General features: G+C 43.0%; 15 protein-coding genes and 1 pseudogene. 6 read left to right on the top strand and 10 right to left on the bottom strand.

All coding sequences use genetic code 11. The features are described 5' to 3' along the window. Nucleotides 1–9 precede the first annotated feature (9 nt). The 3 genes from FLK61_RS01615 to FLK61_RS01605 all read right to left on the bottom strand — a co-directional run bounded on the left by FLK61_RS01615 (nt 10) and on the right by FLK61_RS01605 (nt 4445). On the bottom strand, nt 10–1563 hold the full coding sequence (locus tag FLK61_RS01615) for an ABC transporter permease (RefSeq protein WP_176007808.1): 1554 nt from the start codon (nt 1561–1563) through the stop codon (nt 10–12). A gap of 11 nt (nt 1564–1574) precedes the next feature. Beyond that, nucleotides 1575–2495, bottom strand: a complete 921-nt coding sequence (nikB, locus tag FLK61_RS01610) for a nickel ABC transporter permease (RefSeq protein WP_176007807.1) — start codon at nt 2493–2495, stop codon at nt 1575–1577. A 270-nt stretch (nt 2496–2765) separates the two neighbouring features. Beyond that, on the bottom strand, nt 2766–4445 hold the full coding sequence (locus tag FLK61_RS01605) for a glutathione ABC transporter substrate-binding protein (protein WP_176007806.1): 1680 nt from the start codon (nt 4443–4445) through the stop codon (nt 2766–2768). A gap of 907 nt (nt 4446–5352) precedes the next feature. Between FLK61_RS01605 and FLK61_RS01600 the strand changes: the two genes are divergently transcribed. Continuing rightward, nucleotides 5353–5751: a hypothetical protein gene (locus FLK61_RS01600; protein WP_176007805.1), complete on the top strand. Its 399-nt coding sequence runs from the start codon at nt 5353–5355 to the stop codon at nt 5749–5751. 83 nt (nt 5752–5834) lie between these two features. On the opposite strand, the gene FLK61_RS01595 is transcribed toward FLK61_RS01600, so the two are convergent. Then, nucleotides 5835–6866: an NAD(P)-dependent alcohol dehydrogenase gene (locus FLK61_RS01595; protein ID WP_176007804.1), complete on the bottom strand. Its 1032-nt coding sequence runs from the start codon at nt 6864–6866 to the stop codon at nt 5835–5837. Nucleotides 6867–7377: 511 nt separating this feature from the next. Here FLK61_RS01595 and FLK61_RS20305 point away from each other — a divergent pair. Beyond that, nucleotides 7378–7499 (top strand): annotated as a pseudogene (locus FLK61_RS20305) (transposase); the annotation flags it as partial. Nucleotides 7500–7759: 260 nt separating this feature from the next. Here FLK61_RS20305 and FLK61_RS01585 read toward each other — a convergent pair. The 3 genes from FLK61_RS01585 to FLK61_RS01575 form a co-directional block, all read right to left on the bottom strand. Beyond that, complete coding sequence (locus FLK61_RS01585; protein WP_217706302.1) at nt 7760–8626, bottom strand: glycoside hydrolase family 43 protein; 867 nt, start codon at nt 8624–8626, stop codon at nt 7760–7762. A 28-nt stretch (nt 8627–8654) separates the two neighbouring features. After that, nucleotides 8655–9593 carry a glycoside hydrolase family protein gene (locus tag FLK61_RS01580; RefSeq protein ID WP_176007802.1) on the bottom strand — a complete coding sequence of 313 codons (939 nt, stop codon included), beginning with the start codon at nt 9591–9593 and terminating at the stop codon, nt 8655–8657. Between the two features lie 218 nt (nt 9594–9811). Continuing rightward, nucleotides 9812–10588: a DeoR/GlpR family DNA-binding transcription regulator gene (locus tag FLK61_RS01575; protein WP_176007801.1), complete on the bottom strand. Its 777-nt coding sequence runs from the start codon at nt 10586–10588 to the stop codon at nt 9812–9814. Nucleotides 10589–10771: 183 nt separating this feature from the next. Here FLK61_RS01575 and FLK61_RS01570 point away from each other — a divergent pair, with 183 nt between their 5' ends. From FLK61_RS01570 to FLK61_RS01555, 4 genes are all read left to right on the top strand, one after another. Further along, nucleotides 10772–12841 (top strand): bifunctional aldolase/short-chain dehydrogenase, encoded by a 2070-nt coding sequence (locus FLK61_RS01570; protein WP_176007800.1) that lies wholly within the window; start codon nt 10772–10774, stop codon nt 12839–12841. Between the two features lie 113 nt (nt 12842–12954). Then, nucleotides 12955–14367 carry a rhamnulokinase gene (gene rhaB, locus FLK61_RS01565; RefSeq protein WP_176007799.1) on the top strand — a complete coding sequence of 471 codons (1413 nt, stop codon included), beginning with the start codon at nt 12955–12957 and terminating at the stop codon, nt 14365–14367. Beyond that, entirely contained in the window at nt 14364–15620 is a 1257-nt protein-coding gene (gene rhaA / locus FLK61_RS01560) for an L-rhamnose isomerase (protein WP_176007798.1), read from the top strand. Before rhaB ends, rhaA begins: the two co-directional genes overlap by 4 nt. An 18-nt stretch (nt 15621–15638) precedes the next feature. Next, nucleotides 15639–15998, top strand: a complete 360-nt coding sequence (locus FLK61_RS01555) for a sensory rhodopsin transducer (protein ID WP_176007797.1) — start codon at nt 15639–15641, stop codon at nt 15996–15998. Between the two features lie 182 nt (nt 15999–16180). On the opposite strand, the gene FLK61_RS01550 is transcribed toward FLK61_RS01555, so the two are convergent. From FLK61_RS01550 to FLK61_RS01540, 3 genes are all read right to left on the bottom strand, one after another. Further along, nucleotides 16181–18670: a glycosylhydrolase-like jelly roll fold domain-containing protein gene (locus FLK61_RS01550; RefSeq protein ID WP_176007796.1), complete on the bottom strand. Its 2490-nt coding sequence runs from the start codon at nt 18668–18670 to the stop codon at nt 16181–16183. Between the two features lie 52 nt (nt 18671–18722). Further along, a complete protein-coding gene (locus FLK61_RS01545) occupies nt 18723–21053 on the bottom strand; it encodes a helix-turn-helix domain-containing protein (protein ID WP_176007795.1) in 2331 nt (776 codons plus the stop codon). A 288-nt stretch (nt 21054–21341) separates the two neighbouring features. Further along, complete coding sequence (locus FLK61_RS01540; RefSeq protein WP_176007794.1) at nt 21342–22211, bottom strand: carbohydrate ABC transporter permease; 870 nt, start codon at nt 22209–22211, stop codon at nt 21342–21344. Nucleotides 22212–22213: the final 2 nt, after the last annotated feature.

Below are 22213 nucleotides of genomic sequence, written 5' to 3'. Positions count from 1 at the left end.
ATTGCCTCCTTACTCCTTCAGCTTCGGATCTAGCGCATCGCGCAGTCCATCTCCGAATATGTTAAAGCTAAGTACCGTGATTACGATCGCAAGTCCCGGGAAGAACGTGGCGTGGAAGATCGTCCCACTATTATCCTTTGCAGCGCTTAACATCGATCCCCACTCCGGCGCCGTAATATCTCCCCCTAAGCCGAGGAAACTAAGAGCAGCTCCGATCAAAATGGCAACTCCAATTCGCATCGTTAAATACACAAGTACAACGGAGAGTGTACCAGGGAAAATGTGTCGCATAATAATGACGGAGTCACGAACTCCAATTGATTTCGCCGCTTCGACATACGTCATTTCCTTCAGGGAAAGCGTAGACGCCCGCACAATTCGGATAAAGACTGGTATCGTAAACACGGCAACCGCAAAGATAATATTCGTTAAGCCTGGACCTAAAAAGGCAATAACAGCAATCGCTAATAAAATCCCTGGGAACGCGAGTAAAATATCCGTCATTCGTGTCGCAAGACTATCAATCCAGCCTCCGTAATAGCCAGCTAACAGGCCGATTACCGTACCAATCATCGTCCCGATTGCAACCGATACAAACCCGATTAAGAGTGTATCCGACGTACCGTGAATAATACGACTTAAAATGTCTCGGTTTTGGTGGTCTGTACCAAACCAATGAATCGATGACGGTTGCTGGTGCTTATACGCGTCACTTAATACCGTAGTTGTGTCTTCTACTGCAAAATGCGTGAGGATTGGTTCAACTGGGTCAGCTCCTATTTGAAATTGGATGAGCGATGACACCGTGCCTGCTCGCACCATGACTACACCTTCGCCATCTTCTTCAAAGGTAATCTCTCCATTTTCCGCCACAGAGATCGTATCCTCTGTCACGGCCTCGATCACAAACGGCAGGGAGTCAGACGACGAGCTTGCGCCCGTGTTGAAGCCACTGCTAGACTCCTCTTCCTCCATCTCAAATGTTTGCTCCGCGTACGATCGAAGCTCGTCGATTGAGCTAAGCTCGGAGTCATCGGTAAAGATCCCCACAGCATCAAGCTGATACGAATCACCGACGGACACCGCTTCCTCCGGTTGATTCAAGCGAATCTGCGAGAGAATCGGTGGACGGTCATCGAGGTCCGCTTCCCCTTCGACGAGCACCTCGGTAGAAATGCTGACATCGTCTGCCGTCACTGTCGCAAACGTATAGCCAGACGTGTTAGCAACGATCGTAATACCAGACTGCGTTTGACGAATCTGGGCAATCCGACGATTATCTGTCTCAACCTCCAGTCGACCAAGCTCCCTTACAGGCTGTGTCTCCCCATTACTAAACACACCTTCAAGCACAAGCTCGCTATTCGTGAGCTGATCGATATCAATGCCCTTATCTGCATACTGCGCGGTCACTGGTCGATGCGGATCGTACGGCGCAAAGAATGGCCCGATTACCCCAACAAGCATGATAGCAACAACGACAGCTAGCGCAAACACCGCTAAGCGCTGCTTTAAAAATTTCCGGACAAACATCTTAAAGGGGGAGTTTTGTTTATACGCCATGTCTTCCCCTCCTATTCATATCGTATCTGCGGATTCAAGAATCCATAGCTGATATCGACGAGTAAATTTATCACTAAAAATTGGACAGAAAATAAGAGTATCAGCGCCTGAATAACCGGGTAATCACGCGTCAAAATACTATCGATTAAATACGAGCCAAGTCCCGGCCACGCAAAGACCTGTTCTACAACAACCGCTCCTCCAATGAGGAAGCCAAACTGAAGTCCCGCCATCGTTACAACAGGAATAAGCGCATTACGAAGCACGTGACTCCACACGACAACGGATTCTTTCTGTCCTTTAGCTCGTGCTGTGCGCACGTAGTCTTCCCGTAATACTTCGAGCACGCTCGATCTTGTAAAACGAACGATCGTTGCGGCCACCCCAAATCCAAGTGTGATTGATGGGAGGATAATGTGCGCCACAGAGCCACTTCCACTCGTTGGGAACCAGCCAAGTTGCACGGCAAAGAGTTGCATAAGCATTAAGCCAAACCAAAATTCTGGAATACTAAGCGCCGTAATCGTCGAGATCATACCGGCACGGTCTACTAAGGAGTTACGCTTTGTTGCAGAGATAATCCCCACGGTTACGCCGATAACAATTGCCCAAAACATACTTAGCATCGTCAGAATGAAGGTAAAGCCAAAACGTCGTAGCACTTCGTCCGCAACATCTGCACGCGTACGGTACGATTGACCGAAGTCACCTTGGAATAGTCCCGACATATAGGAGAAGTACTGTACGTATAGCGGATCGTTAAAGCCCTCTCGCTCACGCATTTGCTCGTACATATCCTGACTAATTTCTGCACCATACATGATCCGGATTGGATCGCCTGGTGTTAAATGCACAAATAAAAACGAGATAATCGTAATAATAAATAGTATCGGTATCATGCCGAGAAGTCGCCGAATGACAAATTGAAGCATGTATGTTTCTCCTCTCCGGGCGTATAGGTGTTGGGTAAAACGGGTGGGGCTTGGACGAATACATGTGAATAGAGTAAAGCACCTAGCGAATGAACGATGCGCCGACTCCTGCGGGAGATAAAGCGCAGGTGAGACCCCACAGTGCGAAGCACGAGGAGGCTCAAACGCTTCCCGCGGAAAGCGGCGCAGCGTTCAGTAGCGGAGGCGTTCACTCGCAACACAGCTTCTTACGTACTTTGATAGACGCTCTCTCCAAGCCCCAAACGTTCCTTAGTTAAATTCAGCCAGGTTTAGGTTAACAGCGCCTGTCGGTAATACATAAATACCAACTAGGTCACGATCCTTGGCAATAATCGCATCTGGAATGTGGAGGAATACCCACGGAGCATCCTGATAGATGATCTCCTGAATGTCCGCATATGTTTCGAGTGCTTCGTCCTCATCCGGCGTCGAGATCGCATCGTCAAACATGCCATCTAACTCCTCGTTAATATAGAATCCTGAGTTATTAAAGTTAGGCGGTACGCGGTCAGAGGCAAAGTTTGGACGCAGTCCGTAGTCCGCTTCCCCCGTACCTGGCGACCATCTACCGATAAAGAGATCCGTTCCTTCACCAGCATCTAACATGTCAAAGAGTGTCCCAGACTCAAATGCCTGCACTTCAATGTCGATCCCAATCTCCGCTAGTTGGATTGCTACATACTCCGCTACAGAAATAAATTCCGTGCTGTTTCTCGTCCAAAGTGTTGCAGAGAACCCATCTGGCTGATCACTGTCTGCCATTAATTCCTGCGCAAGGTCTACATCGTATTCGTAAATAGGCTGACTTGCGTACCCGTAGATATTAGGAGCAATAGCCGAATCCACGATTGTGCCGTATCCATCAAGCACCTGTGCAATCAGTCCATCTTTATCAACTGCATGGTTCATTGCATGACGTACATTGATATCTTGATACTTGTCCTCTTGGAAGTTCATCCCGATATAGAACGTATCCGTTGTTGGTCCTGTGTAAAGGTCAATATCCTCGTCATTCTCTAACTCGGATGCATCAAGCGTCGGTACTGGGAAAACGATATCCACTTCTCCCGTACGAAGCATATTCACGCGAGTAGCTGCTTCTTGAACTGGTCGGAATGTGATCTGATCGACTTTTGCTAGCTCCTCGTCGTTCCAGTATCCATCAAACTTTTCGACCACTACATGCTCGCCATCGCGCCACTCGACAAACTGGAATGGACCTGTCCCAACGGCTCCTTCACGGTCGATATTGTAATCTGGATCGTCGATCTTCTTTTGAATCTCGTCGACTGACTTCATCCCAGCCGAGGAGTGCGCCATGTATGCCGCCATCGCCGAGTTCGGCTCCGTTGCCGTAACCGTTACTGTATACTCGTCGTCCACCGTTACATCCTCGATAAAGGAGAAGAATGACGCTCGCGCTAACCCATTTTCCTCATCGCGCACATAGTCAAAGTTCGTTTTTACCGCTTCGGCATTAAATGGCGTACCATCATGAAATTCCACGCCTTCACGTAAATAGAAGGTAATGGCCGTTGCATCATCACTATAGTCATAGTCTTCTGCTAAGACGTTGACGATCTCCATGCTCTCGTCGAATCGCAGTAGTCCTTCGTACATCGTACTCTGGACCGTTGCTGATACGCTGTCTGTCGTATTGTGAGGGTCCATCGACGTTGGCTCTGCTTCAATACCCACCACTACTTCTCCGCCTTCGGATGGCTCTTCTGCCACTGGTTCGTTGTTGTCTTCTTCCTCGTTTGGCTCATTCGCTGCTTCGGCTTCGTTGTCCACTACCTCGTTGCTTGTGTTCGCTTCGTTTGTTGCTGGGTCGTTTTCCGTTGTTCCTGCATCGTCGTTAGACGAACACGCTGCGAGCAATACCGCGAGCGACACTGCAACTGACAAGCCTACCTGTTTCATTTTCATCTCATTCTCCCCTTTTCGTAAGCATAATAATTATTCAGCTTATTAATATGCAAGTTTCATGCCAAATTTATGAGTTGTCAGAAAAAATAGTCAAAATAGACTTTAGAGAGGGATTGTTGATATGTAGAGATTTGTAACGGTTATTTTATTGGTTGAATAGGTGATTTCTTTTATTCACCCTAATAATTATGCGGTATGAGTGAGGAGTGGTTGTTTATGTGGAGGGGAATCGGTGAGTTTATGGGTAAATAAATTAACACCCAATAAGAACCATTAAGGGTGGAGGTTTAAGCTAAGTTCAAGGTCAAGATATTAAGTTCAAGGTCAAGGGCGGGACCTTCGGTCCCCTGCGCGTCGATCGCAACTACCGGTGGTGGCTGACTCAACTATTTCCGTCGGCCAAACCAATGCCCGACGGAAAGGATTTTCGTTGCGCGAAAGTGCTACCACTGGTAGTACGCGATCGCCGCTCCGGGTTCCTTCGTAACGGTTGGTTTAAGTTTTAACCTTCCTCTTTTTTGAAAAGAGCACTGGGCGCAAGTTCGTTGCCCAGCTATTCATTTGGTGAGAGTTATGTATTTGGTTATAGGCGTTTTCGGCATACTTCTCTCGCTTTCTGTATTACTTCCACAGAGTTCCGTTCTACTTCTTCCACTTTGCGTACTGTTTCTCTACATTTCCGTTCTATTTCTTTTTTGCGACCTACTTGAACCAACTTCCGTGCTATTACTAGCCCGTTCCGCGTTAGTTCTGGCAATTTGCGTATTAATCTTCGTAGTTTGCGTTTTACTTCTTTCTTCATCACTTAATAACAACTACCAAATTCTGAGTTACAAATTTTTACACACAAAATAAGGGTTTGTGTTAGATTAAGAATAACAAGTTCAAACTCTAAAGGAGGTTATATATGAAGAGGTTTTTGCTATTACTAACCTTGCTTATGCTAGTTGGATGTGGCAAGCAAACTGCCGAGCAACATGGGGAAGGGATTTCGATTGAGATAGGAGACATTGAGGGAATGAACTATCTTGAGCTAATGACGTATGTTAATGGTGGTCCTTTTGGCGGAACAATTGATTTCGAGAAAATTAATAATGAAGAGTATTACGAACTAGGGGATATCATTTGGTTTAATGTACAAGTGATTCAGTCTAACAACCGACAAGAAATTGAGGTTTTATACAGTGATCATAGAGGCGGGAGAAACGCGATTGCTACCAACAGAGTTGATATTTCATCGGCTAATAAATGGGTCAATGCTAGGTTAACTAGCGAATTTGAGTTAGATGTATTAGACTTTGAGTAAGCTTTGCCAACGCAAACGATTTTCCAGTTAAAAACTCCCTTTCTAAGCGTGAGAAAGGGAGTTTTACTGGTTTAATTAATAGGTTACGGTTCAATGATCAGCTTCATTGTACTTTTTTTGTCGTTGATGGCGCGTTCGATTGCCTCTGCTGTGTCCTCTAATTTGTAGGTCGCGCTGACCATGTCTTCAAGTTTGATAGTGGATTTTTCTAGTAGTTTGATGGCTTTAGGATATGTATGGTGGTAGCGGAAGACCCCGTTAATGTCGACTTCTTTCCCTACAATGTCAGAGATGTTTAGTTCGGCTATATCAGTCGGTGGCATTCCGACGATCGTGATCTTCCCGCCGCGTTTGACTACTTGGAGACAGCCTTGAACTGCTTTCGTGCTACCTGCTGTTTCGATGCACACATCCGCACCTTTTCCTGCTGTAGCCTTCAAGACGGCTTCTTCTAGGTTTTCTTCTGCTAGATTTATTGTTTTTGTGACGCCAAACCTTTTGGCAAGCTCGAGTCTTTCCCCTTCAAGATCAACACCGATAACTTCTCCCGCTCCGCGCATCGAAGCCGCGGCCGCTGTCATCAGACCGATTGGCCCCATGCCCATGATTACTATATTTTCGCCCATAGCAAGATCTGCCCGGTCGATCGCGTGCAGGCCGACTGAGAAGGGCTCGATCAACGCAGCCTCGGCGTAGCTCATAGTATCTGGCACGGGATAGACCATGTCAGCGCGCATCGCTACGTATTCGCAAAAGGCGCCGTCATATGGAGGTGTTGCGAGAAAACGAACGTTGGGACAAAGGTTATAGCGCCCGTCTGAGCAATAGTCGCACTTTCGACAAGGGATCCCAGGTTCAATAGCAACTCTCTCGCCAACCGCTCGCGTGGGGACGTCTTTACCGACCTCGACAATTACGCCGCTCGCCTCGTGACCGAGGATAATTGGTGCTTCAACAACGAACGAGCCGATTCGGCCATGCTCATAGTAGTGAATGTCAGATCCACATAGACCGACGGCTTTAATTTCGACGATCACCTCGTCATCAGCACATATCGGTTTTTCTAGCGTTTGCTTGTCTATATTCTTCGTATGAGTTAATACCGCTACCCTCATGGACTCACGCTCCCTAATCATTTGTCTATTTCTTTTAGTATAGGGTAGTTACGGATCGGAACAAGCGCATCCATCTTGATTCGTTGGACAATATTAGTGTTGATTTCAAGTGAAACTTTATTAAAATCAAAAGTATGACTTTTATGGTATTGTTAAAGTTCCTTCCTTAACACAAAAGATATAGTCAAAATTACGGATAAAGTTTTAAAACAGGTAAAGATCCCCCTATCATCACCCTAACTCTACACAAATAGGCATCAACTCAACCCGCATAACCCCAGATGGACAGTCTTACTCGACAAAAAAGAAACACGTTTCCTTCAAATAATAAAAGTCATAATAACATTCTAGCTCCTCTGCATAATGATGGATCGCAAAAAGAGTTAACTGTTCACATGCAGACACCTTAATTACCGTATACGTAGGAGCTTTAAGTGGCTTTGGAGAGGGAAGGTCATTAGGCTCAATTTCCTCACCGTTCTCTTTTACCTGTAAGTAAAACGTCTAGGCTTCTAATGGTATGATCGAAGGAATCAATAACAAGATCAAGCTTATTAAGTGTCGCGCATATGGCTATCGAAATAACGAGCACTATAAATGCGAATATATTTAGAGATAGGTCAATCGAATTGACCTGTCAACTACACCTTATGGTGAAGAACCAATAATTTAGCATAAGTCAAAAAAAATTGAAGTGAATAAATTCTCCCCCTGATTTTATTAATAAAGAAACATTATAAACTTGATTCAGGCAGATAGAAATATTCAAGAGTCATAAACTTTGTGATAAGTGTTTAATGGGTGTTTAACATCTAAAAAATCTAATTAAGATTCTGTACTTTTCCAAGCCTTAAATTAAGTAAACGGATGCATTTATAGTAATATGAATTCTTTTACTCTAACAAATGTAGCTTCCCACTTTCTTCAGTTACCTCCATAAGTATGGCTCTCTCATTTGGCATAGCATTAGGAGCATGAACTGTTAGCATCAAGCGACCTTCAAATGTTCGAAATATCATGCCATGACCCCCATCTTTTTTAAACAACATTTCATGATCGTGCTTCCATGGTCCTACTATCGTGCCTGATGGAGACCGTGCTACCCCCATCGAGTAACCGTACCTTCCATGACTAGACCAAAGCATTAATAAGTGATCATCATTCGTACGATAAATAAAAGGCCCATCCGTGACATAGTTTACCCCTTTACTAGGCACCGTCCAATTCGCTTCGCTAGCCTTAAATAGCAGAACAGGCTCCCCCATACTCTTTTTTAAATCCTGTGACAGACGAACTGCATAGATTTCGCCATCTTGTACCTGTAACCACTCGCGACAAAAAACCATCCATGGATGGTTTTTTTCATCTATAAAAAGTGTCCCATCTAAGCATTCCCATTCCGACGGGGTTACAGGAGAGCTTGTGAGGGGCTTAAAAGGTCCTAACGGATGATCAGCTACTAGGAGTTGTGTACCTCTACATCTATGCTCCGCTTTAAAGGTCGCTAACATATAGTAATGGTCGTTATAATACGTAACTTCAGGTGCCCAAAAGTTCGTTTCACCCCAAAAATCCTCTGGCGGCCTGAATGCTGAGAACGGTCCTTCCCACTCTCGTAAATCTGCACTCCTATAAGCGTTAAAGCCAGTACCCTTTCCACTCCACGTATTGTCATCTGTCGTTCCATAGAGGTAATAGGTATTCGTTTTGTAATCAGTTAATACAAATGGATCGCGAATGCGAATATCAGATACTTTCATTATTCATGCTCCTCCCAAATGTTTTAACCTAGTAAGGTTGTAGCCTCATTCGAACATTCTTATTTCTATCGCAAGTGATGAGCCCGTCCTGTAAATCCAATCTAGCTACCTGCAAGGATGAACGCTTATATTCGTAGGAATCCTCGTTTGTAGTTGAATCTCTTGTAGGGTGGGTAAAATAAAACACATATGCCTCCTCCCCATTCACGTGGACATCTGCGTGATATCCCAGGGAACCATCCTCCTTACGAGTTCCTGGAGTATGAAGAATGGTAGTGTTATAAGACCAGTTTTTACAATCGCTTGATTGATAGACTGCTAGTCCCTCCCATTTATCAATAAGCATCCAATAGGATTTTTTATAGTAAAAAACGTTAGGCCCTTCATGTGGATATTCTGTTAGGACAGGGCACGTATTTGACCAATGGTACAAGTCTTTGCTGTCTGCAGCATAAGTATGCGAATGATTTGCTTCATCCTTATACCACATGCGAAACCCCCCCTCTGGAAGTTCATGAATGCATGCGTCAATGACAAACTCTGAGCTTAAATTCAAAATTGATTCAAATGTCCAATTTAGTAAATCACTGCTCGTATAATGAATGATTTGTCTTTTATGTCCTTCCCATTTCACAGGCACCCCCTGGATATAACTTACATACATATGATATGTTCCATGATGGTAAATAATTTCAGGTGCCCAAAATGTATTTCTGCCCCACTCAACGTCCAATCCCTCTAGTACTCCCCGATACGTCCAAGTCTGACCATTATCAGTAGATGAGGCAACCCCTAAGTCCGTTCCATGGACCCATGCAACTCCTTGACCATGTGCCGTTGCCCTTCGATTTGTATAAACAATCCACCAGCTTTGTTCATGGTGGTTCCAAATAATAGTAGGATCAGCAGCACCATCAAAAATTGGATCTCTAAATAATGGGGATGCAGGTATAACATAATCACTCATCGTTGATCCCCCCCTTCTATTAGGTGATTTATTTGACGTTTATGTGTAAGTACGTTCAGCTCTGCAAATTGCTTATTAAGAAAATAAAGAGAGCCCTCCTTACATCGCTACCAGACGACCCTCTCTTTCACATAAAAACTGGCATCCTATCAAAAGGTTTTTTTCGGATTTGTATAGGGGTGATCGTTTACTACCTTTCCCCTCTACACATATCGATACTAATCTGCAACATATAGATTGTTTACATGCGATCGGTACTCTTCCCGGATATCTGCATGTGTGAGGCTTGACGTAATAATGGTTGATACATCCTTTAACTCCATCCATTTAATAAGAGACCGCTGGTGAAATTTTGTATGATCTACCATTACAATTACTTGGTCCGCCAATTGCTTTAGCCTCTCCTTTGTTTTAGCCTGAAGCTCGTGGCTGTCGCTGACCCCCCATTTAATATCGAGTCCCGTGCATGACATAAAGAAGCGATCTACATGATAATCATTGAGTATTTTATCCGCTGTAACGCCGACGAGAGACATGGACTCTGTTCGTAGATATCCGCCTGTTAAAATAACGGTAATCTGATCTTTTTTCGCTAGCTCAATCGATACCTGGATAGAGTTTGTAATGACTGTAATCGGAATGTTTGGCAGGACTTTTGCAAATTGTCTTGTTGTTGTGCTAGCATCAATCGCAATTATTTCCCCCTCTTGAACAAACTCGAGTGCTTTTTGGGCTATTTTCTTTTTTTCGGAAAGATTATGTTGCTCTCTCTCTAAAGATGGCACTTCGAATCCTTCCGCTCCCGTTTTAACGGCGCCTCCCCTTGTTCTAATCAATACGTTGCTATTTTCAAGGTATTCCAGGTCGCGTCTAATGGTCTCTTCTGTGACCTGAAGCATCTTACTTAAGCCACTCACTTTAACTTTCCCGTTAGACTGAAGTTCTTCTACAATCCGTTGTCGTCTTTTCGCTACTTTTGGCTCTTCTTGAAACATGCTAAAAACTCCTCATTTCATATTCGATCTTTTAACCATCATTATAACGAAATTTAGTAGCCTCGTCTTAATCTCTGTAGTTTTATTTTACAACAAAAATCTTCGTAAACAAAATAATTTATTGAAAACATAAAATACTATCGTTATAATACGTATATCAGACACATTCTTATGGAGGTAATCATGGTTAAAAATTTATGGAATACACAAGATGAAGCGTCGTTGTCAACAGGACTTGATGAATTAGTTTATCGCTCAAATTTAATTGGAACAGACAGAGCTGTTTGTAACTTTGGTGGCGGAAACACGTCGATGAAAACGACTGAAAAGGATTTTAGAGGTCGAGATATAGAGGTGATGTGGGTAAAAGGAAGCGGCTCAGATCTCGCCACATTGAAGCATCATAATTTCACAGGCTTAAATCTAACAGACATTCTTCCTTTACAAGATAAAGAGGATATGTCTGACGAAGATATGGTGAACTATCTTTCCCATTGTATGATTGATAGTAAACATCCCCGTGCATCCATTGAAACGCTCTTACACGCTTTTCTTCCATATAAGAATGTGGATCATACACATCCTGACGCCATTATTAGTATTTGCTGTGCAGATAACGGACAGGAAATTGCGAAAGACATATTTGGAGACCGATTTGTATGGGTTCCTTATATCCGTCCAGGCTTTAAGTTGTCTAAAATGATCGCCGATGGGGTAAAAGCCAACCCTAACGCAGAGCTTGTACTAATGGAAAAGCATGGTCTAGTTGTTTGGGGTGACACGGCAAAAGAAAGCTACTACAAAACCATTGATGTGATTAATGAAGCGGAAGCATATATTAAAAAAGCAGCCGAACAAAAACAAACCTTTGGCGGTGTAAAGTATTCGTCCTTATCTGAGGATCAACGGAAGGAGAGCTTGTCCGCTGTCCTACCTCATCTCAGAGGACAGGTTTTTGAAGAGAAGGCGATGATTTTAACGTACGACGATAATACCGAAATCCTTTCATTTGTAAACAGTCAGCATGCAGAGAATCTCTCGCAGGTTGGAGCGGCATGTCCGGACCATCTTGTCCACACAAAACGGACTCCTCTCTTTATTGACTGGGATCCTTCCAGTCAATCAACGGATGAGTTAAAACAGCTAATCACAGACAAAGTCGCTTCTTATAAAAACGAGTATCGAGAATACTTTGAGCGCAATAAAAACGAAGGGGATATCATGTTTGAGCCATCCCCGCGTGTTATCTTGATTCCAGGAATCGGGATGATTAATACAGGTAAAGATTTGAAGATGGCGAATGTTAGTGGCGCTCTTTACAATCGTGCCGTGCAAGTGATGAAAGGGGCAACTGCGCTAGGAGAGTTTGTCTCTCTTAATGAGAACGAGTCTTACGAAATCGAATACTGGCCACTTGAGCTTTATAAGCTTTCCTTAGCCCCTGCAGAAGCAGAGTTTTCTAGAAAAGTGGCTCTAGTCACCGGTGGCGCAGGAGGAATTGGCAGCGAAACATGTAAGCTGTATGCGGAGGGTGGCGCCCATGTGGTAGTAACTGACCTAAATCTCCAAGGTGCAGAGCATGTGGCTAAAGAGATTAATCAGCAATATGGAGATAAGCAGGCCATTGCGCTGAAAATGGATGTAACGAAGGAAGAGGATATTCAAGCTGCCTACAAGGAAGCTATTTTACAGTATGGTGGCGTTGACATGATTGTGAATAATGCCGGGTTAGCAACATCTAATCCTATCGAAGAAACCACGTTAAAAGAGTGGCAACTAAATATGGATGTCTTAGGAACTGGTTATTTCCTCGTCGGACGGGAAGCGTTTAAGCTAATGAAGGAACAGGGAACCGGCGGCTCTATGGTCTTTGTAGGATCAAAAAATTCTGTGTATGCAGGAAGAAATGCATCCGCCTATAGTTCAGTAAAGGCTTTGGAAACACATTTAGCTCGTTGCCTCGCTGCAGAAGGGGGACAATATGGAATTCGTGTTAATTCGGTATTACCTGATGCAGTACTTCAAGGGTCTGCTATTTGGAATTCCTCTTGGAAGGAAGAACGTGCTGCTGCCTATGGGATTGAACCAGATGAATTAGAAGACCATTACCGTAAGCGGACTGCACTGCTTGTAAATATCCTTCCAAAGGATATTGCAGAATCTATCGCATTTTTATCCTCTAGTAAGGCTGCGAAAACAACAGGCTGTATGATAACAGTTGATGGCGGTGTTCCTGCTGCATTTACTCGCTAATAGGAGGAAGAGAATTTACAGGCCTAACTAGTTTGTTAGCTGGTAAACGCTTAACGATTACAGCCCCCTCTCTCTTCGCAAAGAGAGAGGGGGGATAATAGGGGTGATGTGCAATGAGTACCTCGCTAGCTGTTGATATTGGTGCCTCAAGTGGACGAGTTATTGCTGGGACCATTAAAAACGGAAAGCTATCGATGCAAGATATTCACCGTTTTTCTAATACAATGGTGAAGGATGGGCCTTATGAATGCTGGGATATAGAAAGGCTTTATAAAGAAATCGTAATTGGCATGAAAAAAGCCGCAGATTTAGGATTAAACCCCCAGAGCATTGGGATTGATACATGGGCTGTTGATTACGTGCTACTTGACGAAAAGGATGAGCTGTTAATGAAGCCTATTGCATATAGGGATAGTCGTACGCAAAGCATCATTGATGACGTACAAGGTGTGATAAATCAAGAAGCCTTATATGACCGTACGGGCATTCAGTACCAGCCATTCAATACCATTTATCAGCTTTATGCACACAAAAAACAAGAACCAACCGTATATAAAAAAGCAACAACTTTGCTAATGATTCCCGACTATCTTCACTTCCTCCTCACTGGGGTTAAAGGGAGTGAGTATACAAATGCCACCACTACTCAACTCGTGAATGCTCAGTCAGGAAATTGGGATCAAGATATTCTAAACAAATTAGGGATTGATCAACACCTTCTTCCTACAATTAGAATGCCCGGGGAACGTCTCGGCAGAATAAAGCCTGAAATAAGGGAGGCTACAGGACTAGACCTAGACGTTATCCTTCCCCCCACTCACGATACCGGCTCTGCAGTAGCTGCTGTGCCTGCAAACGAACAGGCGCTTTATATTAGCTCGGGTACATGGAGTCTTTTTGGAACGGAACATGACACCCCAGTTAACCATCATCGCGCCCGCTCCTATAATTTAACGAATGAAGGCGGGTATAATAAGCAGTTTCGATTGTTAAAAAACATCATGGGATTGTGGATGATTCAGGAATTGAAACGGGAATACGATGACGCTTATTCTTTTGCCGAATTTGTTGAACTGGCCAAAAAATCAACTTATGAAGAGTATATCTCTGTAAATGAAGAACAATTTTTACGGCCTGCTTCTATGAAGGATGCTATTCGACAGGTGACAAGACAAAATGGAGTAGCTGCGCCTGAATCACCAGGGGATTTCGCCCGATGTATATTTAATAGTCTTGCTATCTCTTATCAACGTACAGCAAAAGAGATTGAAGAAGCTACAGGTACATCGTTTAGTACCATTCATATTATTGGAGGCGGTTCACAGAATGAATGGCTGAATCAGCTGACAGCGGATAAAAGTGGTAAAGTGGTAAAGGCAGGGCCGATTGAAGCAACAGCCCTAGGAAATTTAGTCGTACAATTTATCGGTATAGGCCATTTTCAATCGTTATCCGAAGCGAGACAGATGATTCAACATTCTTTTGAGATTAAAACCTTCAGACCGAATGAGGAGGCTTCACTATGAGTGTGAAAGAACGATATGAACTAGCAAAAAAACAGTATGAAGCATGGGGCGTAGATGTAGAAAGCGCTATGAAAACTGTTACAAATATTCCTATATCCATTCACTGCTGGCAAGGGGATGATGTGACAGGATTTGAGACAAACGATCAGGAGCTGTCTGGGGGGATTGAGGTCACAGGCAATTATCCTGGCAAGGCAACTACACCGGAGGAGCTTCGTCAGGATATTGCGAAAGCGCTCTCTCTTATTCCTGGTAAGCATCGTCTCAATCTACATGCTATTTATGCTGAAACTGGAGAAGAAAAAATCGATCGTCATCAGCTAAAACCCGAGCACTTTAAAAATTGGGTTGCTTTCGCAAAAGAACATGGAGTGGGTCTTGATTTTAATCCAACATTATTTTCTCACGACAAGGCAAGTGACGGGCTAACGTTATCTCATCCAGATAAAGAAATACGTGACTTTTGGATTGAGCACTGCATTGCTTCACGGAAAATTGGCGCATACTTTGGAGAAGAATTAGGCGCACCTGCTCTGACAAACATTTGGATTCCGGACGGCTATAAAGACGTCCCTTCTGATCGACTCACACCACGAATTCGTTTAAAGGAATCTTTGGATCGTATCTTTGCCGCCGATATATCGGCAGAGCATAACCTCGATGCAGTTGAAAGTAAGCTTTTTGGCATCGGTTCAGAGGCTTACGTCGTTGGTTCACACGAATTTTATATGAGCTATGCGCTTAAAAATAACATCATGTGCTTATTGGATACTGGACATTATCACCCAACGGAAATGGTGTCCAACAAAATTTCAGCTATGCTACCCTTTAACGATATCTTGGCACTACATGTCTCTAGACCAGTACGCTGGGATAGTGATCATGTAGTCGCTTTTGATGATGAACTAAAAGAAATTGCTCTTGAGATCGTCAGAAATGATGCTGTTGACCGCGTAAAAATAGGTCTAGATTTCTTTGATGCTAGCATTAACCGAATTGCCGCTTGGGCCATTGGCACACGCAATATGATGAAGGCTCTACTATTTGCCGCTCTAATGCCTAACAACCATTTAAAAAAGCTACAGGACGAAGGTAATTTTACGGAGAGGCTTGCCATTCAAGAAGAATTCAAAACCTTTCCTCTTGGTGCAATATGGGATTATTACTGCGAGCAAGAAAACGTCCCTTCTGGCACAGACTGGCTAAAGAATGTCCAAAAGTACGAAGAAGAAGTCCTGTCAAAGCGGGACTGATTAAAGGAGTGAAGCATCATGTCTCAAGGAAAAAAAACGTGGTACATTCCCGATGGATTTATCCCACCTGAAAGCAGCGGGAGACATATCAGTCATGAAGCTATTTGTGTGCTAAATGACAGCGGTCATTCGGCATCCCTCACGATGACCGTTTATTTTGAAGATCAAGAGCCAATTAGAGATCTTACCGCAACTGTGGAAAATGAACGGACGGCTCATATCAAAACCAATGAGCTCAAAAACCAAAACGGAGCTACGATTCCTGTTGGCGTTCCATATGCTATGAAAGTTGAAGCGAATACAGATATTATCGTTCAGTATAGTCGTCTGGATTCTACGCAGCCTGAATTAGCGCTTATGTCAACAATCGCTTATTAATTTCCCCTTTATCTAATAAAAAACGGAGGCTGTCCCCTATTAAGGTGACAGCCTCCGTTTTAGTTGAGAATAACGAGGAAGCTCTACATGGATCTCAATTTGCAGACTTGTTAAAAGCTAATAACGGATACATGCACGAAGCTTTATTCAACCAGCTATAAATCGAAACCAAATAGTCCTCATTATACTTGTTTACGCACGTTTATCTGCACTGGCCCAAGTAAGCCAGAAGGGAATGGGATCTGATCCATCTCGCATGCTTTACTGTTTGTTACACTTACCGTCAATCGATTAGATGTTTGTTTGAGTAGCATGGGATTGACTGTGAATATGTACGGTTGCCACATGCCTACACCGATCTTTTTCCCATTAAGATGGACCTCTGCAATCTCGTAAACCTCTCCTAAATCCAATAAGAGCTCTCTTTCATTGGGGAGAGGGTCCCAATCAAAGACTGTTTGGTAAGTGACAGTCCCCGACCATGTTTGAAATCCTGTTATATCAGTCCATGAGACTAGTTGCGTAACCTCGTTATTAAATATTCGATCTGCTGACCAGGATGTCAAGAGACGACCAGTCTCCCATTCCTCCTTGCTGACGTATGATAAAGGAAGTCGAAGCTCTTGCTCGGGATTCATTGTAATTACCACAAGCTCCCGTCGATTTAGTGTAAAAAGAATGGTCGTTCCTTCCTCTGATTTTTGGTACTCCAACCGACACATCGTCCCTTCCCACGGAGACCAGGCTTCAGGATAGCCCGTTTCATTAATAAAAATACTTCCTTTATAAAAGGATTCCCCCTCATTAGAAACGATGAAAAACGTCTTACCCATTTTACGTACGTGAGCTAGTCTTATATGGTCATTGGTAGGAATTAGTCTCGCACGCTGCGGACGCATCTCCTCTAGAATTTCTATCAATTTAGAGTCAGTCGTTGCTCGCCGTGCCCAAGTTCGTCTATCCCCCCTTGTCAAAACCAAGACTCCTGCATCAGCTACTTGGTGAAGAGAGGAGATAAGCGAATCGGACAAGGGAAGGTCCTCATCAATAATCAAAACGCGATACGCATGCTCCCTTACGTGGATATGTCTATCAAACACGTTAAAAGGTTCATGTAAAAAAGATGACTCTAGATAATGAAATTCCACCTGATTCTCGTACAAAGGTTTTACGACCTTCCACGGAACATGTAGATCGGTACAAAGAACAGCTATTTCTACGTGGTTCGTACTATCTGTTAAAAGCCAGCTCATCCGCTTTATATACTGAGAAAAACGACCAAAAAATGGCCACCAGCCACTGTGAAGACCTATATCTGGTGGACGCTCGTGACTACGTTCCCTTCCACGAATAGAATAGTAAAAGGCATGAGGAACAATCATATTGACACCCCGGACAAATAGCCAGTCAAGGTACCATTTCACGTCATCTAATGGTAAATGCCAGCTACCATTTCGTCCACATGCACCGAGGACTTCATTTAAATTACGTCTTCTGCCTCTATGTCGAGCCGCATCTGCTGCTGACTTACCTAAAACAGAATGAGAGCCAGTGAGACTATTTTCTTTATCTGGAGAAACCCACCTCCAAACAAGATCCTGCCCAGGAATATGAAACGTATCTAGCAAACTCATATCATCACTTTCTGCAGGATGTCCTGTTAACGCGATACCATTGCTCTCACACCAATCTGAAAGCTGTTTGTAATAGCTTAATTGTAGTTGATCATGTAATAAGGAGGAGTATGCTGTTCGTATTTTCTCGCAGTCTTTTGTTTCTATCCAAAGGGAAAGAAGATCTCTTTCCTTGAGCCCTCGGGCCTTCCAATCAGATAGCAAACCTGACGTCCATGGCTTCATTCCCGGTTTAGCCTGGCGCCCAACAATATCCGGCTCATCTGTAAACATAGCGATGACTGTTTTCCCAAAATAATCAGATAGCCATGCTTTATAACGCTCGTGAGTGAGAGATATAAAGGCTTGTACGGCTTTTGGATTCAATAGGTCAGCAGAGCGCGGTGCCCCCGGTTCTCCATCATCCTCCCCTGGATGTACCCCTCTAATTGTGCCTTGCGTGTATCCTTCGATGATCCATACAAACATCCATTCCTCCCCGGAAGAGGCATTAAATCTATATGCTCCATCACCTTCTTCGGGAATTAGGATCGACACATTTTTAACATCATTCGTGATCCTCTGAGGAATCACGCCAACAAATAGTAGCTCCTCTCCTTCTTGAAGCTCTGGTTTTAATACATTCATTCCTTGTTTGCAATTCTGCTCTATATACGCAATTCCTTTACTAGCAAAGGACTGGTTTTGTCTAACAACCTCTCCATTGGCTGAGCCAGATGGGTACATGCCTTCATCATATAAAATAACCTGCATACCTTCTCTCTTCGCTGTCTCTACGGCAAATTGAACTAATGTCATAAAAGAGTCAGATAAATAGCTAAGCCGTTTTGAGAGGCCCATTCTTGGATGCAAGATAAAGCCGGTTACCCCCTTCTCTTTAAATGCAAACAGCTGCCTCTCAATTTCAGCAGCTGTCACATCATCGTTCCAGAACCATAATGGAAATGGTGTAAATTCATCATCAGGTTTTATAAAAGCTTGACGCAGTTCCTTCATCTCGCTCACCTCTATTATGTGAGGAGGGAGTTCTCTTAACAACAGCCCCCTCCTTCCCTTATTCTCTCTTTACACACATGCGCAACTGGCCCTATCAATCATTCTTTCTGTTCATTTTTCTGTATTGGCCTGGCGGCATCCCATAGTGTTTTTTGAAAATACGATTAAAATACGTATGACGATAGCCAACCTGTTCTGCAATATCATTAATTTTCATATTCGTGTCTGCTAACAAACGTTTGGCCTCGTCCATTCTTAGATCCGTTAAATAATCAATAAAATTAATCCCCTGAATCTTTTTAAAGGATTTACTTAACGTGTAGGGGTTCACCCCAATCTTCTCCGCACACGACTCTAAAGAAATATCCTCATGATAGTGCTCATGAATATATAGAACAACTTCCTCCACGTTACGTTTTGTTTCTAAATTAAGTTTCCCTTCCATTACTCGGATAAATGGTCGAATGACTTCGTTCATCATCCAATCGATCATTTGGCGATCTTCTCGGATATGCTGCAATTCCTCTAAAAGATTTCTTCCAGTGAATAAGTGCTCTGGATGAATACCTGTATGCAAAATCTCGTGTTGGATCTTTCCATATAGCTGAATCATCCCTGGAAGTATCTGCATTTCACTGACACCTTTTACAGTCATTTCGTTAACGAATTTCTCCAGTAATAGCTCTGTATCCTCGAGATCACCTTTACGTACAGACTGAATAATTTCTTTTTCTGTTTCGAAAGGATAGTAGATTCGCTTTTCCTGAACGCGATTATGTTCTTCATTATTTAAGTCAATCAGCTGATTTTTGTTTTCGAATTTTCTATACCGCTTACCATGACTAACATCTTCAAATAACGTTGGGATCTGCTTTACCTCATCGGTTATTCCGCTTATTGTAAGCGTTACTTTCATCTCTGTTAAATCATTAATTTTTTCCATGACATCATGACTAAAATGGATGACTACATGATGATTGTACTCTTTACGACTTACGCAAATAAACACACTTAAAGATAGGTCATAGTGATTCATCAGGGTAATATCTGAAAAATAGTCGTCCGCTGTCGTCTGAACTATATTCATAGAGCTAAATATCGCCACTGTTTCATCCTGGTCATCAATTGTAGTAGAATCATAAAGACCGGTTAACTGGAGGTCTATAACAATAAAAACTGCCTCCTCTACCTCCCAGCCAAAATTACTCATTCTTTTCCTCAAGCTTTCCTCTGTACTATCGTATAGGTAGCCTTTTGTTAATTGGTGCAGAAAGTTCTCTCGAAGCTGGGGCTCCTGTTCCGAGAGTTTATTTTGAAGAGAGACGCGTTCATTCGTTAATGTTTCCCATCGCTCCTCGATAATCTCTAATTCATTCATCGGAGCGTGATTGTGCCCTTCATCAGACAGCTTTTTGGAAAGTCTGCGAATAGGTTTAAAAATATTGCGGGATGCAAGCCACGTAAAGATAAAAGCAATAATTACAATACCTGCGCTACCAGCTAATACAATTTGAGAAATAAATAGAATTGGGGAAGTGATAGAAGAAATGGGAGCTGCCGACACGTACGTCCACTCGTCTGATAAACGAGCCATTGACCCAGTTGAAACCGTATACACTTCGTCCCCTGCCTCGTATTGAAAGGACGTTTCCCCTTCAGCTAGTCGGGCTACTTCAATAGTGAGGTCCTCTATAAAATACTCCAATTCGGTCTCATTAGAAGATAACAACACTTCTCCATTGCCATTGAGCAGAATGGTTGCCCCAAATTCATATGGAGCCAACGTTTCAAGGTGTCTCATTAAAGCGTTTACATCTAAATGAACGACTAATGCGCCGTAAGGATTTCTACTGACCCCCGGTACACTATGCATGAGCATCAATGAATAGTAGTTGGAATCTATTCCTTCGGGAGACTCGGTCTGCCAATCGATATAGCGTGGGCTATCTGCGTAGCCTCGGTACCACTCGACTAATTCTTGATTCTCTACTAATGTAAAGCTCGGTCGGAACAATACTGGACCTCTATCTGTATCCATAAATAATTCGACATTTCTGACAAGTGGATTACTCCCCTCCAACGTTTGAAGAGTCCGAACAATGTCTCTCGTCTCTAAGAAATCAAAAGTAAAATTCACGTCGACAATATCCGTACTAAACCTCGGTTCAAATGCCCAGTAAGACAGCGCATTCTCCAGAGCATCTAGTTGTTCATTTATATGCTGAGCCCTTGTATCGATTTGAGTTCTATGAAGGTTCTGAAGCTGATTTTCGACTTCCTTGACTCCAATAAAATAGATGGCTGAGCCCACAATAATCCCGGGAATAGCAGATATAAATAAAATAATAATAAAGCTTTTTCGATAATACCTACTACGCCAATTATCCTTAGTCCCTTTCATCCAGTTAGCTAAAATTCCGAGCATTCCTATCACCCGCCTGCCCTGCACAAGTTTCATTACTGTTACAGAAATAATTTTTGCATTTCAAATAATTTAGACTTATCCTAAAGTCTACCATTGTACAGGGCTTTTGACTATGGGGAGTAATGGTTTTCCTATTAGATGAATACCTACTAATAGTAAATAGAGATAAAACGAACGTAGAGGGTCATGTAAAGCCGTTTCGCTTCACATTGCCCCAACCGCTCTTTACCACGTGTACCGTTCTGGTATATATATAGGTTGTTATTACTGTTTTAAATCTGCTGCTTACTATCCTTTAACAGAACCGAGAAGCATTCCCTTCGCAAAATATTTTTGCAAGAAAGGATATACAAACATAATTGGAATAGTCGCTACTACGATGACAGCCAGCGTTAAAGATTGATCTGGCTGTTCAACTAACTGATCGACTTCTCCAAACCGAACATCTGCCATCGTCATAATATTTTGTAATAAAAGCATAACCGGATATTTTGCATTGTCAGTTATATAGAGTAATGCGTTAAAATAATCTCCCCAATATTGAACGGCATAAAAGAGGGTAAATGTTGCAATAATCGGTTTTGATAGTGGCAATGCAATTTTTAGGAAAACTCCCATATCCGTTGCACCATCAAGCTTGGCAGACTCCTCTAATTCAACTGGAAGTGTACGGAAGAATGAGATGACGATAATGAGCCACATTGGGTTCATCGCAATAGGCAGGATTAATGCCCAGAGCGAATCAAGTAAACCAAGATCTCTAATAAGTAAGTACGTAGGCACCATACCACCTTGGAAAATAATCGTGAAAATAACGAGATAAATCATTACCGTATGTCCAATTATCCTTGTTTTGGATAAGGCATACCCCATCGTTAACGTTAACGCAAGACTCGTAATTGTGCCTCCAACTGTTACTAGTATGGATACTCCAATACTTCTTAAAAAGGTAGTGGTCGAGAAGATATACTCATAGGCTGCAAAAGTAATTGTTTCTGGCAAAATAAAGAATGGTCGTGCAGCTAATTCTGCCTCTGTAGCTAGTGAACCGGCAATGACATACATAAACGGAAGGACCATCGCCAGACCAATAATACCAAGAAATATATAGTTAAATACGTCAAACACTCTTCCCATAGGTGTATTGTGCTGTTTCATTT

The sequence above is a fragment of the Paenalkalicoccus suaedae genome, from assembly GCF_006965545.2.
Taxonomy (GTDB): domain Bacteria; phylum Bacillota; class Bacilli; order Bacillales; family Salisediminibacteriaceae; genus Paenalkalicoccus; species Paenalkalicoccus suaedae.
This window is presented reverse-complemented; position numbering and strand designations above follow the sequence as displayed.